Origin of the sequence: Pantoea agglomerans (genome assembly GCF_020149765.1) — a bacterium.
GTDB classification, from domain to species: Bacteria; Pseudomonadota; Gammaproteobacteria; order Enterobacterales; family Enterobacteriaceae; genus Pantoea; species Pantoea alvi.
Map to the genome: position 1 here is coordinate 160,412 of NZ_CP083810.1, position 19,467 is coordinate 179,878.

The 19,467-nt window shown below is 51.4% G+C and carries 13 protein-coding genes and 2 pseudogenes; 7 read left to right on the forward strand and 8 right to left on the reverse strand.

Annotation, left to right across the window (positions count from 1 at the left end):
* The first annotated feature begins 34 nt into the window (after window positions 1-34).
* The gene (locus tag LB453_RS22950) at window positions 35-1,603 is read left to right on the forward strand and encodes an AAA family ATPase (protein WP_103797694.1); all 1,569 of its coding nucleotides are present in this window, start codon (window positions 35-37) and stop codon (window positions 1,601-1,603) included.
* A 419-nt stretch (window positions 1,604-2,022) separates the two neighbouring features.
* Here LB453_RS22950 and LB453_RS22955 read toward each other — a convergent pair whose 3' ends face one another.
* Window positions 2,023-2,649 carry a hypothetical protein gene (locus LB453_RS22955; protein ID WP_103797695.1) on the reverse strand — a complete coding sequence of 209 codons (627 nt, stop codon included), beginning with the start codon at window positions 2,647-2,649 and terminating at the stop codon, window positions 2,023-2,025.
* Window positions 2,650-2,677: 28 nt separating this feature from the next.
* The gene (locus LB453_RS22960) at window positions 2,678-3,415 is read right to left on the reverse strand and encodes a tyrosine-type recombinase/integrase (RefSeq protein ID WP_103797696.1); all 738 of its coding nucleotides are present in this window, start codon (window positions 3,413-3,415) and stop codon (window positions 2,678-2,680) included.
* 325 nt (window positions 3,416-3,740) lie between these two features.
* Here LB453_RS22960 and LB453_RS22965 point away from each other — a divergent pair, with 325 nt between their 5' ends.
* The 3 genes from LB453_RS22965 (at window position 3,741) to LB453_RS22975 (ending at window position 7,798) form a co-directional block, all read left to right on the forward strand.
* On the forward strand, window positions 3,741-4,784 hold the full coding sequence (locus LB453_RS22965) for an SIR2 family protein (protein ID WP_103797697.1): 1,044 nt from the start codon (window positions 3,741-3,743) through the stop codon (window positions 4,782-4,784).
* The gene (locus LB453_RS22970) at window positions 4,781-6,613 is read left to right on the forward strand and encodes an ATP-binding protein (protein ID WP_224481790.1); all 1,833 of its coding nucleotides are present in this window, start codon (window positions 4,781-4,783) and stop codon (window positions 6,611-6,613) included. The genes LB453_RS22965 and LB453_RS22970 overlap by 4 nt, the downstream gene beginning before the upstream one ends.
* 960 nt (window positions 6,614-7,573) lie before the next feature.
* The gene (locus LB453_RS22975; RefSeq protein ID WP_224481791.1) at window positions 7,574-7,798 is read left to right on the forward strand and encodes a hypothetical protein; all 225 of its coding nucleotides are present in this window, start codon (window positions 7,574-7,576) and stop codon (window positions 7,796-7,798) included.
* Window positions 7,799-8,528: 730 nt separating this feature from the next.
* Here LB453_RS22975 and istB read toward each other — a convergent pair.
* Window positions 8,529-9,323: an IS21-like element helper ATPase IstB gene (gene istB, locus LB453_RS22980; protein WP_004115504.1), complete on the reverse strand. Its 795-nt coding sequence runs from the start codon at window positions 9,321-9,323 to the stop codon at window positions 8,529-8,531.
* Window positions 9,323-10,495, reverse strand: coding sequence for an IS21 family transposase (istA, locus tag LB453_RS22985; protein WP_004115503.1), 1,173 nt, complete (start codon window positions 10,493-10,495; stop codon window positions 9,323-9,325). The genes istB and istA overlap by 1 nt, the downstream gene beginning before the upstream one ends.
* Before the next feature lie 80 nt (window positions 10,496-10,575).
* Between istA and LB453_RS22990 the strand changes: the two are divergent.
* The 3 genes and pseudogenes from LB453_RS22990 to LB453_RS23000 form a co-directional block, all read left to right on the forward strand.
* Window positions 10,576-11,310 (forward strand): annotated as a pseudogene (locus tag LB453_RS22990) (IS3 family transposase); the annotation flags it as partial.
* A gap of 158 nt (window positions 11,311-11,468) precedes the next feature.
* Window positions 11,469-11,918, forward strand: a complete 450-nt coding sequence (locus LB453_RS22995) for a hypothetical protein (protein ID WP_040126202.1) — start codon at window positions 11,469-11,471, stop codon at window positions 11,916-11,918.
* 288 nt (window positions 11,919-12,206) lie between these two features.
* Window positions 12,207-12,944, forward strand: a pseudogene (locus tag LB453_RS23000) (peptidoglycan DD-metalloendopeptidase family protein).
* 33 nt (window positions 12,945-12,977) lie between these two features.
* On the opposite strand, the gene LB453_RS23005 reads toward LB453_RS23000, so the two are convergent.
* The 4 genes from LB453_RS23005 to silA form a co-directional block, all read right to left on the reverse strand.
* Window positions 12,978-13,175 (reverse strand): DUF2933 domain-containing protein, encoded by a 198-nt coding sequence (locus tag LB453_RS23005; protein ID WP_000843497.1) that lies wholly within the window; start codon window positions 13,173-13,175, stop codon window positions 12,978-12,980.
* A 40-nt stretch (window positions 13,176-13,215) separates the two neighbouring features.
* Window positions 13,216-15,687, reverse strand: a complete 2,472-nt coding sequence (gene silP, locus LB453_RS23010) for an Ag(+)-translocating P-type ATPase SilP (protein ID WP_129244003.1) — start codon at window positions 15,685-15,687, stop codon at window positions 13,216-13,218.
* A 97-nt stretch (window positions 15,688-15,784) separates the two neighbouring features.
* On the reverse strand, window positions 15,785-16,225 hold the full coding sequence (locus LB453_RS23015; RefSeq protein ID WP_103797626.1) for a DUF411 domain-containing protein: 441 nt from the start codon (window positions 16,223-16,225) through the stop codon (window positions 15,785-15,787).
* Between the two features lie 86 nt (window positions 16,226-16,311).
* Window positions 16,312-19,458, reverse strand: a complete 3,147-nt coding sequence (gene silA, locus LB453_RS23020) for a Cu(+)/Ag(+) efflux RND transporter permease subunit SilA (RefSeq protein ID WP_000574021.1) — start codon at window positions 19,456-19,458, stop codon at window positions 16,312-16,314.
* Between the last annotated feature and the right edge of the window lie 9 nt (window positions 19,459-19,467).

A 19,467-nucleotide genomic window follows, 5' to 3' on the forward strand; every position in this document is an offset into this window, starting at 1 on the left:
GTACCGGAAGCCACGCTTATAAAGGAAATCAAAAATGGCAGGCAGGCAAAATATTCCCGCTCAGCTGCGGCTAAAGAAAATTGAAATTCAGAACCTGAAAGGTATTACTAACTGCACTATTGATTTTCCACCCGATAAAAATGTCACCGCCATTATGGGCATGAATGGCTCCGGTAAATCGACGATCATTCACGCTCTTGCCTGCTGCTACAGGCCCCGGGCTACCACTTCCAAAGAAAATAACCAGTTTTCAGATTTTTTTACGCCTCATGATGAAAATAACTGGCGGGACAGTGGCTTTAAGGCTCAGTACTATGCAGGTACTCTGATGAATAACGGAGCCAGAATCCTGTTCACATCCTCGCTGGCACCAAACGATGTTTTCAGTCAGGATTACAAAAAAGTAAAACGATGGATGCCGATATATGAGCGTCGTCCAGTCAAGGAATCCCTTTACCTTGGCTTACAGACACTCGGCACCCTTTCTGACGATTTAGCCGCTTCCCGACACTCTAAATACCGCAGCGTACCGTTTGGTCCTCCACATCTGAAAACAAAAATTCTTCACTCCATGAGCCGGGTGATGGAGGCAAATTACTCTGACCTGATGATATGTACGTCTGGTCGTGGCAATTATTCCTTTATCAAGCTCACCAAGAATGGTGTTACCTATACTGAACACACGATGGGCGCTGGTGAAAAGCGCGTTTATGAAGTGCTGCGGGCAGCCCACGATCCTCTGCTTCATCCTAACGGGTTGCTTCTGATTGACGAGCTGGATGTGCTGTTGCATGAGAAAGCTTTTAAGCGACTGGTTAGCGAGCTCATTGAAATAGCCGACAGTTCCCTGCTGGAAATCGTCTTTTCAACTCACCGGGAATCCGTCATTCAGTTTAAAAGACTCATCAATATCGTCAGCATTTTCAATATGGGGACCGGCGTGCAGGCCTTTCCGGGCGTATCTGCTGATGCATTACGGCAACTCAGTGACATCCAGCCGGAAATGGTCAGTGTGTTTGTTGAAGATGAGCTTGCGCGTACGGCGGTTAACGTCCTGCTTGAGCGTGAGGCCCTTACTGACAAGGTGGATGTGGAACTGTTCGGAGCCGCAGAAAATTCTGCCGTCGTGCTTGCCGGACTGATGCTGGCTAGAAAGGATATCAGCAAAGTCATGTGCATTCTGGACGGCGATATCTGTCGTACCACACAGGAGAAACTCAAAATCATCCAGAAATGCCTGACCGGTACGGATAAAAGGCCTCAGCGGCGCCTAGTGCTGGACCGTATTTTTGAGTTCGGTCTCACTGACTTTCCACAGAAGGGAGCTCCTGAATACAACCATAAACAATGGTTTGAGTCCATTGATGCTGCGGATGTCACAGTCGAAGAGCGTGCAGAGTTCACCAAGCTGAAACAGTACTCATTATCGATTCAGGGCTTACCTGACTGGCATGACTATTATGAAAGGCTGAACCATCTGGCGCGCAAACCTAACATTGAACATACTGTTTTAAGCTATATCAGTAAGTACAGTCTCGCATGGAGTAATTATATCCATGATATTCGTACAGAAATTATGAATAAAGCTGCTGAGCTTGAATAGCCTTATGAGCCGGTAAGCTCCTGACAGCGATCCCGGCTTCAGCATGCCAGCGTCAGGTCCGGGAATATTCACGGTAGCTTTGTAAAAGCAGACTTTTCGCTGCGACAACACATCCATAAGGCTTTATTCATTCTCGAAATTATATAACCAGCAGCTTGCTTAGTCCTGAGTTCACAACGAGTGCGGCTGAGGCCCGAACCTCAGCTTACCTTACAATTTTTTATTTACTGTAGTCTGGAAAAAACCAAGCTGTGGCAGGCAAAATAACATAATGAACTGGTTTTAATACGTGACAGCGTCACTGTAGAGTGTGCGTCCAGATAAACTGACTGACCTTCAGGTTTTACACTGATGATCAGAGTTTCGGGGATGATAAAAACAGGCAGAACATACTGCCTGTGATATAAATATATTCAGCTTTACGCTCGGGATATTTTGTTGAACTCCAGCAGGCGCAGCTCCATTTCACGGGTCATGGCTGGCATAGGTACCCACGTAAATATCAGCCACAACAACCACGGGACGGTGGAGAAAAACAGGGCGGGTGCAAAGTAATCCGCACTAAGCTTTTGCGCCGCTGTATAGACCACGCCGCCCCAAACAGCTGTGTCGAACATGGCGCCTATCCAGAAAAGTACCAAGCAAATTTGATACCAGGTGCGGTTAAAGCAGATTTGACCTTCGCGTTCGCTAAGCCAGTTACGCCACTTAGACAGATAGTCAGCACGAACGTTAAAACGGGCGGTAAAAAGCACGGCTGTATCCTGCAGGCGGTGTTCGAAAAGCCTGGTCAGTTTCCACAGGCTGCGCTGGCGAAGTTCACGCTCTATCAACGTACGGGTTTCCTTATTGAGGTACCTCTGCTTCAGCATGTTCTCCAGCCGACGCTTTTTGACGTTGAGCAGGCTACGGATAATGCCGGCCGGGTCGGCTTTTACCATCCAAGAATGAATAATCAGCGCGGCCATTACGACAAAAAGCGCCAGCCAGACGGGCGCATCGTCCCTTTTCAACCACTCAAATGCCTCCGTTACTACGGTTTCCACTGCTTTTCCTCCTTTTAATAAATCTAGTTCAGCCCGGCGGCAGGCTTCTCAGCACCGCCGCCGCCTCGGCGCCCTCCCCGCTGAACGACACGGCGAGCGTCGCCGCCACGTCCAGCGCAAACACTCTTGTGTACACCTCGATCGAGCGCGCGTCCTTGTGTCCGGCCAGCGCCTGAATAACCTTGAGCGGCTGGCGGTGGTAAAGCAGGTGCATCACCCAGGAGTGCCGGAAGGTGTGCGGGGTCACCGGAATTGAAAAAAATACTCCGTCCTCGTTTGCCCGCCTGACCGCGGCCTTGAGCCAGTTGCGCATGGTCTCGTCGGTTGCGCTCCAGAGCGGCTCACGGCGCTTCGGCCGCTCGGTGGCAATCCAGCTCTCGACCTGACGCACGTAGCCCGGATCCGTGAGCGGCACCAGGCGCACCGCGTCCTTGGGCGGGCGCCCGCGCCGGCTGCGCACCTTTTCCGACAGAATGCGCACGAACGGCCTGGGCCCGTCCAGCACAAACGACTCGGGGGTCAGGCTGCAGGCTTCGCCAATGCGCGCCCCGGTGTTCCAGAGGGTGCTGAACAGAAAGTGGTGCCGCCTGTCCGGCATATAGTGCAGCAGCGCGTTGACCTCGGGCGCCAGCAGGTAGCACGGTGTGACCCCGTTCGCGGTGGCCATGCGCCGCAGCGCCACCGCGGTCGCAAAATCCGCCCCCGGGGCGAAGGCGAGCGCGGTGACGCGTTCTGGTGAATTCTGCAGGGGAAGGATGCTGTTCATGGCGTAATTTTCACGTAGCGTTGTCTGTGCATTTATCCGGCTATTTTCCCGCAGCGGGACGGCCGGAGCCAGATCAATAAATCGCGCAGAAAGGATCCGGAATTTGGCTTTACCCGCAATATAGAGGGTTATCCAAACCCCGTAAAGGATCCTTTTTTCCTTAAAAATCCCGTCAGGCCTTGTGGCGCAAGGCCTGCGGCCCGGATCTGCATGTTTGGTATAAATGGGGTAATGCCAGGGTAATGAAGAAGTGATGTCAAAATGCTCAGCGCAGCGTTAAGATGAAGCGATACAGATTAATCCTAATGCATCAGGGACGGGTCAGATGGCAGTCAAGCGCGCCTATTACGGCAGTGATGGCGACCAGGACTACTTTGAACGCGTATTCCAGTCGGCCAACATTAACTTTCTCATCGGGTCAGGGGCATCGCTCCCGGCTATTCGGGTACTGGGGACAATCGAGCAGGATCTCCAGCAGCTTATTAATGATGAAAAGGAAAAGGAATACTTTGATATGGCCGCCGGGTTTTTATCAGCGGTCTGGCTTCCGCATGACTGTATGCTCAATCGGGTTAACGGCATCCCTTACCTGCCAACGGTTATCAGCAGCGTGGAACAGACGCAAAAGAATTATGATGCGTTTGTTTCTTCCCTGGAAAAAATACTGACGCGCCGCCGGACCGGCCTGCTTCCGAGGCGTATTAACGTTTTTACAACCAACTATGATTTATTTATTGAGGACGCTGCGACCCGAAATAAAAATATCATTTTTAATGACGGGTTTACCAAAAGGCTGGATGTCTGGGGCGATATGGAATTTGACGCAGGCAGTTTTAATTATTCCATCAGCGCCACAGGGAATCTCTATAACTATAAGGTCGAACTCCCTACCGTCAATCTGATCAAGCTTCACGGATCGCTTTCATGGGAACATCACAAAGAAAAGATTGTTTATAACATTGGCGAGCAGAGGCCGCTGAGTTTTACCACGTCAGCAAAAAAGAAAAAGTGGGTTCTCGAACATGCCCTTATTCTGCCGCGCAAGGAGAAGTTTAAGGAAACGCTGCTGCAGAATGTTTATTACGATTTGCTGAGAACCTATTCTAATGAACTTGATAAAGAAGCCACCCTTCTGATTGTTTTTGGCTTTTCTTTTGCTGATGAGCACCTTGAAACGCTGACCAAAAAGGCCCTGCGCAATGCCACTCTCAAGTTGCTGATATTTGCATTCAATGAGGCCAGCGTTGAAGGGTTCGTGGAGAAATTTCGTGATTATTCCAACGTCGAAATTGTTTATCGTCCGGGGGGAAACATTGATTTTCCGGCAATGAATAATATTATCACGTGCTATCTGGGAGGCGCGAGGTGAGCGGGCATTTTACGGATGAAGAAGCGGTACTGCGGGTTGGCGAGGTCTGCGAGGTATCCGGACGCGCTGTTATTATCCTTGTCGATAAAAACAAAAATCTCAGCGATCTGTTTTATCAGGGGAAAGTCCTGCGAAACGTATCTGTAGGTAGCTTCATTGAAATCAAAAAAGGATTTATGAGCCTGATTGGCAAAGTTGAAGCTGAGCGAATTATCGAAGAAAAAAATCCTGCCGGAAGCGGCAGTGATGCCTGGCGATACCGGCGTTACCTGACGGCAACCCTGACGGGGTACATTGACCGCAGAGGCATTTTCACTGGCGGTTCACGTGAGCTCCCCCTCATTGGCAATGAGGCCTTTGTGGTAACCGAGGAAATGATACAGGCGGTCCATCAGATAGCTGATTCTGATGAAGCTGTAATGAAGTTCACCCGTACGGACCTTGAAGATATCGAGATTGCGCTGCCGGTCAATGGTCTTATTAACTCGCATATTGCCATTTTCGGCAACACCGGCAGCGGAAAATCCAACACTCTGGCCGCGCTTTATAAAGCGGGAACCGCCCAGATAAGGCATATGCTTGGTGACCGCTATAAGGAAAGATGCAAATTTATCCTGTTCGACTTTAACGGTGAATATACTGCTCCGGACTGTATAACCGGTGAGAAAACGGTTTATAACCTGAACACGCACCAGGCAAACGGCGATAAGCTTCCGCTCCCCCGGGAGGTTTTGCTTGAACATGACATGCTCTCCGTGTTGACCGATGCCACTGATAAAACGCAGAAGCCGTTTCTGAAGCGCGTGCTGGATTTTCAGGCAGAAGTCATGCGCAGCGCAGATCCGCGTGGATTCATGCGAAACATGCTCAAGAAAAAAATCAAACATAACCTGTTCAGCGGCGACAAAATTAAGAGCGAATCGATAAACGCCATGTTCAGTCCGATTTTTCGCGATGACCCGGAGTTATACTCAGATTTAGAGTTTCATTCCGGGAGGCAGAAATGGAAAATAAGAAACGAGCATCATTACTTTGATTCTGAAGCAGCCGTCGAGCGGGCTTATATCTACAGTCTGGCCTGCGCGTTTGAATTTAAAACGGATATGATAGAGTGTCTTCTTGATTTCATGTGGCTCAGGCTCATATACGAATTTTTCTCTAATAAATCCAATCCAGAACATCTGTCTCCCGTTATAAACAGAATGAACGCTAACCGGAAGGATATAAACAAGATTTTTGATACGTCCGGGCAGAATGATTTCTGGAATGGGGGCAATTTTACCGTCGTTAACCTCAATATGGTAAACATTACCATGAAGAAGACGCTTCCTCTTTTGATTGCAAAGTGGGCTTACAATTTGAAGAAGCTGTCTGACGTTCCATCAACGCTGCATCTGATTATCGACGAAGCTCACAATATTCTGTCTAATATTTCTTTTCGGGAAACGGAAAGCTGGAAGGATTACCGTCTGGAAACCTTTGAAGAGATTATCAAGGAGGGACGCAAATTTGGTGTTTTTATTACCATTTCCAGCCAGCGTCCAAATGATATCTCTTCAACAATTATTTCCCAGGCACATAATTACTTTATTCACCGGTTGATTAACCAGAACGATCTTTATGCCATCGAAAAGTCGGTATCTTACATAGACCGGCTGACAGAAGAATCCATACCCACTCTTTCTACGGGAACCTGTATATTCAGTGGCATCGTCAGCCCCATGCCGCTTAAACTGAGAGTTGCCGAACTCCCTTCGGGACAAAAGCCCAGAAGTCATACAATTGCCTTCAGCGACTTGATTGCAGAGGTGCAGAGAGAAGATGACTGAAACGATTTAGATTTTTATTTTACGAGCGACATATTTCAACGGTCAGCTCGCTGCATAGTCGTGGCACCTCCCTCGTGGCAGTAGTCTGGTTTTAATTTAAAAGTGACCTGACTGTAGTAAAAACAGCGTCCCTGACAAATCTCGCGTCGTCATAAACAAACGCTCTGTAGAAAGCGTCGCTACGTGAATCAGGAACGGCGAAACCTGCAAAAATTATCAGAAATTTATGTTGCAGAAGAAGGGGGCTATTTATACCCCGCCTTAGCCTGTTGCCGAACTGATGGCGAAGGGTAGCCAACATACTCTGAGGAGCCACATCCCCTCGCGCAAATTATGATTAAAGCTCAGCGCGCAACCTGGCCTGATACGAGCAATGGCCTGAATCAGGATCTGCTTAGCTCACCTGCCATCAGCTCCGCATAGTAAAAATGCAAAATATCTGCGCCAGGCTCGGGCAAAGCTTATGACGCCACAACGTGACGGGCCGAATAACTTGCCAGAAAAGTAACGTCGTTTTCTTCGTCCTGGGCCCGTATTTATAACGGTTCTGACGCCCTGTGTGATCAGTATGAACGCTAAAAAGAGCCCAAAACACTCTTACCGATACATCCGATAAATCTGCTCTGACAGTCTGCACGCGCACAAACCAGCTGTCGCATCTGGTCAGGATGCGCAGAAGCTGGCTGAAGTCGTCCACGCCTCAGGAATAGTTCTTACCGGAGGAGTCATGGCTATGCTGTTTTCCGTCAAGGGGTCTCAGCCAAGTCAGTCTGAACGAGTCCATCGAAAGGGAAAATGCCCGATTAAAATGTGAGGCTTATCTGTGCGCTTTTATCAGTCTGACATTCAGGGGCCGCACAGGCTTAACTGCCCTCAAAGCTTTCCTGCAAGGCGGCAGCGTTAAACCCGATCTTTTTATAAAAACCTCTATTCAGCCTGTGTGTGCGTTTTAGGGCGTTTATGACTGTCGATGACCTGAAAAAGGCTTCAGGAATCACTGCGATGAGCGGAAAATCAGCGGTCGATCAAAATCTGGAATTTTTTACCCTGGCAGTTGACACGCTGTTGAGCCTTATAAGTCGCGGGGTTAGGAAATTCCGCACAAAATACAAGCCCCACAGACATCATTTTTCTGCCTTGTTATCTCGTCGAAAAATAATACTATATCTGCATGTAGCGGCGTAACTCTCTGAACCCACTATATGTAGTACTTATCCACAGGTAAGCTGAAAAGGACAAGCTGTGAATTAATGGCTGAAAGTCAGTTTCAGACAAAAAAAAAGACCAGCTGCAAGCTGATCTTTTCCCGGAAGCCAGGTCTGCGCTGCAACGCAAACCGATCACTTCCCCAGACGACACTGAACATGTTGTCTGTGTACTGTGTGGGTGAGAATAACAAAAGTGGGCCGGTCGTATCAAGCCGGGGCTGCTCCAGGAAGTGCAAACAAAGTTCCCGACGTGCCGACTGCAACGGTACTCAGAGCCATCCGGGACGAGGCTGAACGTGTTGTCTGTGTACTGAAACCAACACGAGAAAGCGCAGCGGGAAGAGTAAGGCTGACTGCGCCAGGCTACGGACCAGTAACTACAAGGCAAACGTATATGAATATGTTACTTGTTGTTCTGAAGGCAGTTCGCTCAGCCATAAGTGTGGTCATCATCATTATCGAACTGACCCGATAACAACAAACCTGTCAGCCATGCTGACAGGTTTTTTTACACGTCCTTTAGTCAGAATATGCGCTGCTTATTCTGACGGCGAGACATGCCAGCTTACGCCGGATTGCTGGTTCGCCTGATATTCCAGACTATAACTCCGATACACGCGCCTTAGCTGAGCTGCGAACAAAGTGTGCATTGTCAACGCCAAGATTACTGACCGTTTTTCACCATTTTCATTGTCCGCTGTTGGTCATTAACGCTGTCCGCTTTCCACCATTTCAACATCACTGATTGGCGTTGCGCTTTTTGCCAGCACCCCGGCCTTGCGTTTCTCTTTCAACCGGTAGCTTTCTCCTTTTATGTTCAGCGTCGTTGAGTGGTGCAGCAGACGGTCCAGGATCGCCGTCGCCAGCACGTTATCTCCGAACATTTCGCCCCAGTCGGCGAACCCTTTGTTTGACGTCAGGATGATGCTCGCTTTTTCATACCGGCGGTTCAGCAGCCGGAAGAACAGGCTCGCCTCCTCACGGTTCATTGGCAGATAACCTATTTCATCCAGGATAAGCACCCGCGCATAACTCAGTTGCTGCAGCTGACGTTCAAGACGATTTTCCTGCTTCGCCTTTATCAGCGTGGCAACCAGCCTGTCCAGCGGCATGAACAGCACCCGGTGGCCCGCATCCGCGGCTTTGACTCCCAGAGCGACCGCCAGATGCGTTTTCCCCACGCCCGGCGGGCCCAGCAGGATCACGTTTTCACTGCGCTCCACGAACGCCAGACTTGCAAGCTCACGGACGACCTTCCGGTCTATGCCCGGCTGGAAGCTGAAGTCGAACTGCTCCAGCGTTTTCACCCACGGCAAGCGCGCCTGCTTCAGCCGGGCCTCCATTCCCCGCTGGTGCCGCCCGCTCCACTCCTGCTGCAGCGCCATACACAGGAACTCCCGGTAGTTCAGTTCCTGCTTTGCTGCCTGCTCAAGCAGATTTTCAACGTGATAGCTCAGGTGTTCCATTTTCAGGCGGTTCAGCAGTGTTTCCAGTTCGTACATCACAGCAGCTCCTCATACGCGCTCAGGGGCCGGTGCTCAACCTGACTGACCTGTTGCCACAGCGGAGCATGGTGCTCCGGCACTGTCTGCCAGCCCGATGAAGCCCCGCTGAGCCGGTGGGTCGCGGCCAGATTTTCGTTGCTGTAGATCCGCAGCTCGTCATCCAGCGAGATCCGGATCGAGACCGGATGACCACACAGCGACTCGGGCACGCTGTAGCGGTTGCCGCCAACCTCGATGTAGCCATCCCAGGACACGTGCCGGATATCGAAGTAGCTGGTATCGAAGTCGGTTGCTGGCAGTGGCTGCAGATGTGTTTGTTCAACAACGAAGCGCTCTGCAGGCGTCTCCCGGAACTGGCGAAGTTCACGCCTGTCAGCCACATCTGCTATCCACTGCTCCAGGAGTTGATTGACATGGGGAAAGCTGTCGAACCTCCGGTAGCGGACGAAGAAGTTCTCCTTGAGATATTTCACCATCCGCTCAACCTTACCTTTAGTCCGGGCCCGGCGAGGGCGGCACGCCCGCGGCAGGAAGCCATAGTGGTCGGCCAGTAGCAGGAAGCCGGCGTTGAACACCACGTTGCCGTTACTGTTTTTCAGCACGGCGGCTTTCTGGTTATCGACAAGCACGGTTTTCACGCTGCCGCCAAAGTAGCGGAAGGCGCGCACCAGCGACTCGTATGTGTGCTCAGCGTCCTGTTTTGGCGCGGCAAAGACGTGGAAGCGGCGGGAGAACCCCAGCGTATTGACGGCGAAGTTCACCCTGCATCGCTGCCCGGCCACGTCGACTTCCACTTCTCCCCAGTCGTGCTGCAGCTGGTAACCGGGCTGGGTTTCGAAGCGCACGGTTTTCTTTGAGGGCCGCATTTTACGTTTGGGCTGGATGTAATAGCGCAGCATAGAGCGCCCGCCGGTGTACCCCATCGTCCTAATTTCGGCGAGAATGACCTCGCTGTTCCAGACGTTTTCCGCCAGCCGCATGTCGATGTAATCCATGAACGGCTTGAGTTTTGCCATTTTATGGCGTGTTTTACGGGCCGGGGGCTCAGGGTATTTGAGATATCGCCTGACGGTTCTTTCGGAACATCCGACCTGTGTTGCGATATCGACAATGTAAGCACCCTGTTGGCGCATTTGCTTTATCATGAAAAAGTCCTCTCTGCTCAGCATGCTGGAATCCTTTTCGGTGTGGGAACCTTAAGGAAACCGCATGACGGGTAGAGCGGACAACCCGAATGGTGAATTAAAGTCTTATATCACTGGCGCTGACATTCTGGCTGGAATCGGGATGCGTCTATGGTTATCGCAAGATCCATCTGGATCTGCGGGACAGCGGGCAACAGTGCGGAGTGAACCGGGTCTGGCGGCTGATGAAACGTGTCGGGATAAAGGCTCAGGTCGGATACCGGAGCCCGCGGGCACGTAAAGGCGAGGCCAGTATCGTGTCGCCCAACAGGCTCCAGCGGCAGTTCAATCCGGATGCTCCGGATGAGCGTTGGGTAACGGACATAACCTACATCAGGACCCACGAAGGCTGGCTGTATCTTGCCGTGGTTGTTGATCTGTTCTCACGCAAAATTATCGGCTGGTCCATGCAATCCCGGATGACAAAGGACATTGTCCTGAACGCACTGCTGATGGCTGTATGGCGGCGTAATCCCCAAAAACAGGTGCTGGTTCACTCGGATCAGGGCAGTCAGTACACAAGCCATGAGTGGCAGTCGTTCCTGAAATCACACGGCCTGGAGGGCAGCATGAGCCGTCGTGGTAACTGCCACGATAATGCGGTTGCAGAAAGCTTTTTCCAGTTATTGAAACGCGAGCGGATAAAGAAAAAGATCTACGGAACGCGGGAAGAAGCCCGCAGCGATATTTTTGATTACATCGAAATGTTTTATAACAGTAAGCGTCGGCATGGTTCGAGCGAGCAAATGCCTCCGGCTGAATATGAAAACCAGTATTATCAACGGCTCAGAAGTGTCTAGATTATCCGTGGCGATTCAAGCACACCTTAAGAAACAAATTCATTACAATCGTGTAATGTACATAGCTGTATTACATTTACGTCATCTTCCCCACAGGTTGATTATTTTTATATATGATCATAAGGACATCTTTTATGTACCTCAGAAGGTAATTACACATGAATATATTAATCACGACCACTGCGTTTACAGCTTTATTTTGTGGGGCAGCTTTTGCTCAGTCCAGTGATATTGCCCATGAAGCACATCGATTTGTTAATAATGCCTCAGCCGTCAGTCATGTGAACTCCTCGACGCATGAAAACTTACCGGACAGGGTTAATAAAAACAACACGCCCTCATTCTCTGAAATGAATGAACATGAAAGGGCCATTGTTGCTCATTCATTTATGAACAACAGCGCGTCCTATGCGCATCAAAAAATGATTGAGGAACATAAAAAAATGCTGTCCGGCAGTGATGCAAATTCAAAGACCTCGTCTTCTTCTTTTAACGAACTGAATGCCGGAGAAAAAGCCGCTCTCGTGCATGAGCAGGTCAATAATGCCGGTGCGGAAGCACATCAGACGCAGGCAAGAAAGCTTCGCGGGCTTTATTCGACCTGGTAACTGCAGGCGGGTTAGTGCTTAGCGTCAGGTGCGCAGCAGGGCTTTACTGACGGGTTACGTAGCAGGACATGAGCCCCATATTGCTCTGCCGTAACCTGTTTCAGTCCCGTTAATCATCACCGTCGGGCTGGTCATACAGTTCCCAGAGCTTCAGGAGCAAACGGGAAACAAGATATGTTACAAAAATGACGACCATCAACGGTGCTCCCGATTAACTGACAGATGACACGCCTCCTGAAAACCCCTAGCATACGCCGCAGTGTTCATGCTAACGGCGAATTCCAGTAAATGTATTCTACCGATGTCGTAAAAGAAAATGCCTACCTTTCAGCCACCCGCTCGGGGCTGGAATCGAACGAGATCGCTACTCTTCAGCGCTCCTTGCCTTCCCGGTTTAATCTGCGGCATTTGAAAAAAAATGAATCATTAAAACTCGTACTGCAAAAGAAAGCGGGAAAATCACGTGTCGTGGCCTATAAATTTACGTCCGGTTCATTTAATTACACGGCGTATCGTATATCAGATAAAAAGTTCTATAACCTTTCCGATACTTCCGGGAAAGGCAGTCTCGATTATCCGTTACCGGCCACAGCAAGACTCAGTTCGCCTTTCAATCCTGCAAGACTTAACCCGGTATCGGGAAAAGTGAGTCCCCATAATGGCATTGATTATTCCATGCCCATGAACACGAAAATAGTCAGCGTCATCGACGGAAAAATCACCCGGGCCGAATACAACAGTACCATGGGATAAATTGTTGAAGTAACGGGAAAAGCCGGTGTTAAAACTCGCTATCTCCACCTCAATAAAATACTCGTTACTAAAGGGGCCAGGGTTACCCGGGGAGACGCTATTGCGTTATCCGGTAACAGCGGACGTTCATCCGGTCCTCATCTGCATTACGAGCTGGTCATTAATAACAATCCTGTTAACTCACTGGCGTTCCGGGCAGCGGCACCCGCTGATAACAAACTTGAACAGCATGCCTTTGCGCATGCCAGAGACTACGAACGATACCTGGACTGATAACGGGGCCGCGACGCGGCCCCGTCTGCCGGATTAATTTTTTTTATCGTTTTCACTTCCTTGATGTTGATGATCTCCATGCCCTCCGTGGCCGTGGAAAAGATGCATTAGCGGGCAGACCAGCAATAACAGATATGGCCAGTAACCTGCCACATGTGACCAGTGTTCGCGCAGGAGGGCAAATGCCGCGATCGCGGCGACAGCAATAAGCGCATAGGTGGTACTTTTCATACTGGACTCCTTCTGTTCGTAACAGCCCCTTCACTCAGTGTTATTTCCCGAGCCTGACACTTTTCAGACGCAACGCATTCACAATGACGCTGACGGAGGAAAGAGCCATGGCCGCCGCCGCAATAACTGGCGACAGCAGTATTCCATACACAGGATAAAGCAGACCTGCAGCCACAGGCACGCCAAGTGCGTTGTAGATAAATGCAAAAAACAGATTCTGTCGGATATTTTTCATGGTGATTTCTGACAGATGACGGGCCCTGTTCAGTATCATCAAGTCGCCTTTGAGAAGGGTGACTCCGGCACTTTCAATTGCCACATCTGTACCCGTTCCCATGGCTATACCCACGTCAGCCGCTGCCAGCGCCGGGGCATCATTCACACCGTCTCCGGCCATCGCAACCACATGGCCAGACGCTTTCAGTCGGGTTATCACTGCTTTTTTGCCATCCGGCAGAATCCCGGCTTCAACCTCATCTATTCCCAGTTTCCGTGCGACTGCTTCAGCGGTAAGCTGGTTATCCCCGGTGAGCATAACGATGCGGATCCCCGCCTGACGCAAAGCTTTAAGCGCATCCGGCGTGGTTGCTTTCACGGGATCCGAGATAGCTATCAGGCCTGCAAGGTGCCCGTCTGTGGCCACATAGATAACGGTAGCGCCTTCCATCCGCAACGTATCCGCAACGGCCTTTTGATTATCAATAACGATACTGTTTTCCTGCATAGCCAGTTCATTACCAATAACAACCCGTTGACCTTCGACATCGCCTGAGACACCTTTACCCGACGGCGCATTGAAATGAGTGACTGCGGGTATTGCGATCCCCTTTTCCTGTGCTGCTTTAACTACTGCCATACCCAGCGGATGCTGCGAGCCTTTTTCCACTGCGGCCGTTACACGCAAAAGAGATGTTTCCCCACCCGGATTGAGACTGATAATCCCTGTCACCGTCGGCGAACCTTCCGTGAGCGTGCCTGTTTTGTCGACAACCAGCGTGTCCACTTTTTCAAGACGCTCAAGGGCTTCGGCATTCTTGATTAACACCCCGGCCTGGGCTCCTTTGCCCACCCCCACCATTATCGACATCGGCGTGGCCAGCCCCAGCGCGCAGGGACAGGCAATAATCAGGACCGACACAGCCGCAATGAGACCGTGCGCCATCCTGGGCTCGGGCCCCCAGACAGACCAGATCATGAAAGCAACAACCGCGATAAGTATCACCAGAGGAACAAACCAGCCTGAAACGCTGTCAGCCATTCTCTGGATGGGGGCCCGCGAACGCTGTGCATCAGCGACCATCTGAACAATTCGTGAGAGCATCGTTTCATCACCGACTTTCTCTGCACGGATGATAAGACTACCTGTCTGATTAATGGTCCCCCCGATGACAGGGTCACCCTCCGTTTTGGTAACAGGCATAGATTCCCCGGTCACCATCGATTCATCAACGGTTGTTTTGCCTTCGACCACGATACCGTCGACCGGAATACTCTCTCCAGGTCTGATGCGGAGCTTATCGCCAGGCAGGACATCTTCCGCATTAATATCCGTTTCATGACCGTCTTGATCCAGCCGCCTGGCGGTTTTGGGGGCAAGGTTAAGAAGCGCAGTAATGGCACCTGAGGTTTGTTCCCTTGCCCGCAATTCAAGGACCTGTCCCAGCAGAACAAGCACCGTAATAACAGCTGCGGCTTCAAAATAAATGGCCACCAGGCCATCCATGTTTCTGAACGATGCAGGAAACCAGGAGGGGAAGACGGTTGCAATGACGCTGTAAACCCAGGCTACGCCGGTCCCCATTGCAACAAGGGTAAACATATTCAGGGAGCGGTTACGTAACGACATTCCGGCCCGGGCGAAGAATGGCCAGCCACACCACAAAACGACAGGAGAGGCCAGAAGTAACTGCAGCCATGTGTTGTACTGTGGCGGTACTGTATTCCTCAAAGCGGGAAACAGATGAGAACCCATTTCGAGTATCAGAACCGGAAACGCCAGCAACAACCCCAGCCAGAAGCGTCTTGTCATGTCGCGAAGTTCATCACTCGTCCCCGTGGATGCCGTAGCTACGAGCGGCTCCAGTGCCATTCCACAGACAGGACAGCTTCCGGGACCACTACGGCGTATCTCCGGATGCATCGGACATGTCCACACACCTTCAGAAATCTCTTTCTCCGCCTGGCGGTGAGACTGTTTTATCTTATCAGGGCTGACTTCATGGTGGTCGTGGTGATGGTGATGTTCACTGGCATCTTCGGTAAAATAATGATCGGGATGGGCTTTAAATTTGCTCTCACAGCTGGCGGAGCAGAAATAAAGCTGATGGTCCTGGTATCGAATGCTGCTGTGCGCCTTGTCAGGCAGGATGACCATCCCGCACACGGGATCTCTCACCTTATGCAATGCGTGACTCTCGTCCGGGGATGATGTCTGCTCAGAAGCAGTCTGGTTGTTATGTTCCACTGCATTGTCATTTTTCACAGTAACTCTCCTTATGCATATCTGAAGCATTTTCTGTCTTCAGGATATGTCATGGATGCGATTACCACGAATGCCGCCGGCATAAGAGTGCCTGCTGCCGGCGTCCCGTTATCAGCCGTTCCGCTGACTATTCGATTCGCTGGAAGACTTTTTTACTGCCCTCCGGTGAGAATGCGATAACATCGTAAGCCTCTTTTCGGGCCCCCATCTCCATTCCCGGACTTCCTGCTGGCATACCGGGGGTGGCGAGACCGTATATACCCGAACCAGACTGCATGGCCTTATGTATCGTTGCCGCAGGCACATGGCCTTCAATGATCAAATTACCTACAACCGCGGTATGACAACTTCGTAGTCCAGCAGGAACAGCATGCTTTTCTTTCAGGGCTGACAGCGCCTGATCATTCATGACGTGAGTTCGCACTTCGAACCCGTCTTTTTCCATCGCTTTGCCCCACAGGCAACAACAGCCACAGTTTTCAGATTTGTACATATCAATGACTTTTTCACTCGCCATTGCAGGCAGTGACAGGCCGAGAGCCAGGGCCATTAGAACCACTTTTTTCATACTCACCTCTGTATATTATCGATATAAACCCTGACGTCAGGGTGAATCAGTGCAGAAGGACGCCCACTGGGGGCGCCCTTTCAGGGTTATGACACGCTTTTTTTATGTCTGCGCAGCCAGATTAATTTGTAGGCGGCAGGAATAATGAACAGGGACAGCAGCGGAGCCGTGATCATCCCACCAATCATTGGCGCAGCAATACGGCTCATGACTTCTGAACCTGCGCCGGTTCCCCAGAGTATTGGCAGCAGACCCGCAATGATCACCGCCACGGTCATGGCTTTCGGCCGGACACGCAGTACGGCACCATGATAGAGGGCTTCATCAAGACCTTCCGGTGTGAACGTCTCTTTACGGGACAATTCCGGGTGCGCTTCAATGGCATGACGCAGATACATCAGCATGACCACGCCAAACTCTGCTGCCACCCCGGCCAGGGCGATAAACCCGGTTCCGGTCGCCACTGACATATGGAAGCCCTGCCAGTACAGGAACCATATTCCGCCAACCAGGGCGAACGGCAGGCTCATCAGGATCAGCAGGGCTTCGTCAACCCGGCGGAATGCCAGATACAACAGGATGAAAATGATCATCACCGTCATCGGCACCATCAGCTTCAGTTTCTTGTTGGCATGCTCAAGCAGTTCAAACTGTCCGGAGAATGCCACACTGGTTCCCGGTCTCAGTTTCACTTTCTCGCTGATGGCCGTCTTAATGTCGTTAACCACCGACACCATGTCCCTGCCGCGGGCATCAACATAAATCCAGCTGGCTGGCCGGGCATTTTCGGTTTTCAGCATGGTTGGTCCAGAAACGACGTTAATATCCGCGACATCGCCCAGCGTGATCTGCTGCTTCATCGGGGTCAGGATCGGCATCTGTTTCAGCGCCTGCGGACTGTTCCGGTAATCCTGCGGGTAGCGAATGTTAATAGGGTACCGGGCCACCCCTTCAACCGTCTCACCCACCATAGCACCTCCGATTGCTGAAGAGACGAACAGCTGGACATCACCTACCGTCATCCCGTAGCGGGAGGCTTTCTCCCGGTTGATATCGATATCGATGTAGCGCCCGCCCTCAAGTCGCTCAGCCAGGACAGACACCACGCCAGGCACGGTTTTGGCTACCGCCTCGATACTCTGCGCCGTCGCGTCGATATCGGACAGAACAGTCCCGGACACTTTGATACCTATCGGGCTTTTGATCCCGGTTGAGAGCATATCAATACGGTTACGGATAGGCGGCACCCAGAGGTTTGCCAGACCCGGTAAACGGACTGTCCTGTCGAGTTCATCAATAATCTTGTCAATTGTCATGCCGGGACGCCACTGATCCTCAGGTTTGAGCTGGATCGTGGTTTCCACCATTTCGAGCGGCGCGGAATCCGTTGCGGTCTCTGCTTTACCGGTCTTGCCAAATACAGAAGCCACTTCAGGAACGCTTTTGATTAACTTGTCTGTTGTCTGCAGGAGCGCTGCAGCTTCTGCCGGAGAGACGCCAGGCAAGGTCGACGGCATATACAGCAGATCGCCCTCGTTAATCTTCGGCAGAAATTCACCGCCCACCTGACTCAGTGGCCAGATAACCGTGAAAATGGACAAGGCCGCAACCAGCAGGGTTGTTTTTGGCCAGTGGAGGACCCGCAGCAGCAAAGGATGATACGCTTTGATCAGCACCCGGTTCAGGGGGTTACTTGTCTCGGCAGGAATTTTCCCCCGGATCCAGAATCCCATCAGAATAGGAATGACGATGATGGCCAGTGCGGCCGCTCCCGCCATGGAGTACGTTTTCGTGAATGCCAGCGGGCCAAACAGACGACCTTCCTGCCCTTCCAGGGTAAAGATAGGAATAAAGGACAGGGTGATGATCAGCAGGCTAATGAACAACGCGGGTCCCACTTCCACGGAGGCGTCGGTAATCACCTTCCAGCGGGTGGCGTTGTCAATCTGCTCACCCGGATGCTGATGATCCCACTCCTCAAGCCGTTTGTGCGCATTTTCAATCATCACAATGGCGGCATCCACCATCGCACCGACGGCAATCGCTATCCCTCCCAGCGACATGATATTGGCGTTCAGTCCCTGGAAGTGCATGACGATAAAGGCGATACACAGGCCAAGCGGCAGAGAGATAATCGCCACCAGGGCAGAACGTACGTGCCACAGGAACAGAGCACAGACGATGGCCACCACGATAAACTCTTCCAGAAGTTTGGAACTGAGGTTATCAATCGCCCGGTCGATTAACTGGCTGCGATCGTAGGTGGTCACGATTTCAACGCCTTCCGGCAGGCTGGCCTTCAGCGTCTCCAGTTTATCCCTCACTGCCGTGATAACGTCGCGCGCATTTTTACCCGACCGCAGGATCACCACGCCGCCAGCGACTTCTCCCTGGCCGTTCAGCTCGGCAATACCACGCCTCATTTCGGGCCCGGTCTGCACGCGGGCAACATCCCGCAGATAAACCGGCACGCCGTTCTCACCTGTTTTCAGGACGATGTTATTAAAATCATCAATGCTCTGAAGATAACCGCTGGCACGGACCATATACTCCGCTTCGGCCATTTCAACGGATGAGCCACCGGCCTCCTGGTTAGACGATTCAAGTGCCTGTTTCACTTCGGGCAGGCTGATACCGTACTGGGACAGTTTTACCGGATTGACCTGAATCTGGTACTGTTTCACCACGCCGCCAACCGAAGCGACCTCAGCCACGTTCGGGATGGTTTTCAGCTCAAATTTCAGGAACCAGTCCTGCAGAGAGCGCAGTTCTGAAAGGTCGTGTTTTCCGTTGCGATCGACAAGGGCATATTCAAATATCCAGCCCACTCCCGTGGCGTCCGGGCCGATTTCAGAGCTCACACCCGCAGGCAGTTTGCCCTGAACCTGATTCAGGTATTCCAGCACGCGCGAACGGGCCCAGTACAGATCGGTGCCGTCTTCAAAAATGACATACACATACGAATCACCGAACTGTGAAAAGCCACGCACGGTTTTTGCGCCAGGTACGGACAGCATGGTGGTGGTAAGCGGATAGGTGACCTGGTTTTCTACAATCTGCGGGGCCTGTCCGGGATAGCTGGTTTTAATAATGACCTGCACATCTGACAGGTCAGGCAGCGCATCGACCGGCGTGTTAATTATCGTCCATGTGCCCCAGATGCTGAGAAACAGTGCGCCCATCATGACCAGGAAACGGTTGGCGACAGAGCGCCGGATAATCCATTCAATCATCGTCGTCTC

Excerpts from the sequence above, each read along its gene's own strand:
- silA (WP_000574021.1), bottom strand. The coding sequence starts at position 19,458 with ATGATTGAATGGATTATCCGGCGCTCTGTCGCCAACCGTTTCCTGGTC.
- LB453_RS22975 (WP_224481791.1), top strand. The coding sequence starts at position 7,574 with ATGACTGTCGATGACCTGAAAAAGGCTTCAGGAATCACTGCGATGAGC.
- istB (WP_004115504.1), bottom strand. The coding sequence starts at position 9,323 with ATGTACGAACTGGAAACACTGCTGAACCGCCTGAAAATGGAACACCTG.
- LB453_RS22960 (WP_103797696.1), bottom strand. The coding sequence starts at position 3,415 with ATGAACAGCATCCTTCCCCTGCAGAATTCACCAGAACGCGTCACCGCG.
- LB453_RS23005 (WP_000843497.1), bottom strand. The coding sequence starts at position 13,175 with ATGAAAAGTACCACCTATGCGCTTATTGCTGTCGCCGCGATCGCGGCA.
- LB453_RS22965 (WP_103797697.1), top strand. The coding sequence starts at position 3,741 with ATGGCAGTCAAGCGCGCCTATTACGGCAGTGATGGCGACCAGGACTAC.
- LB453_RS22950 (WP_103797694.1), top strand. The coding sequence starts at position 35 with ATGGCAGGCAGGCAAAATATTCCCGCTCAGCTGCGGCTAAAGAAAATT.
- istA (WP_004115503.1), bottom strand. The coding sequence starts at position 10,495 with ATGCTGAGCAGAGAGGACTTTTTCATGATAAAGCAAATGCGCCAACAG.
- LB453_RS23015 (WP_103797626.1), bottom strand. The coding sequence starts at position 16,225 with ATGAAAAAAGTGGTTCTAATGGCCCTGGCTCTCGGCCTGTCACTGCCT.
- LB453_RS22995 (WP_040126202.1), top strand. The coding sequence starts at position 11,469 with ATGAATATATTAATCACGACCACTGCGTTTACAGCTTTATTTTGTGGG.
- silP (WP_129244003.1), bottom strand. The coding sequence starts at position 15,687 with ATGCTTCAGATATGCATAAGGAGAGTTACTGTGAAAAATGACAATGCA.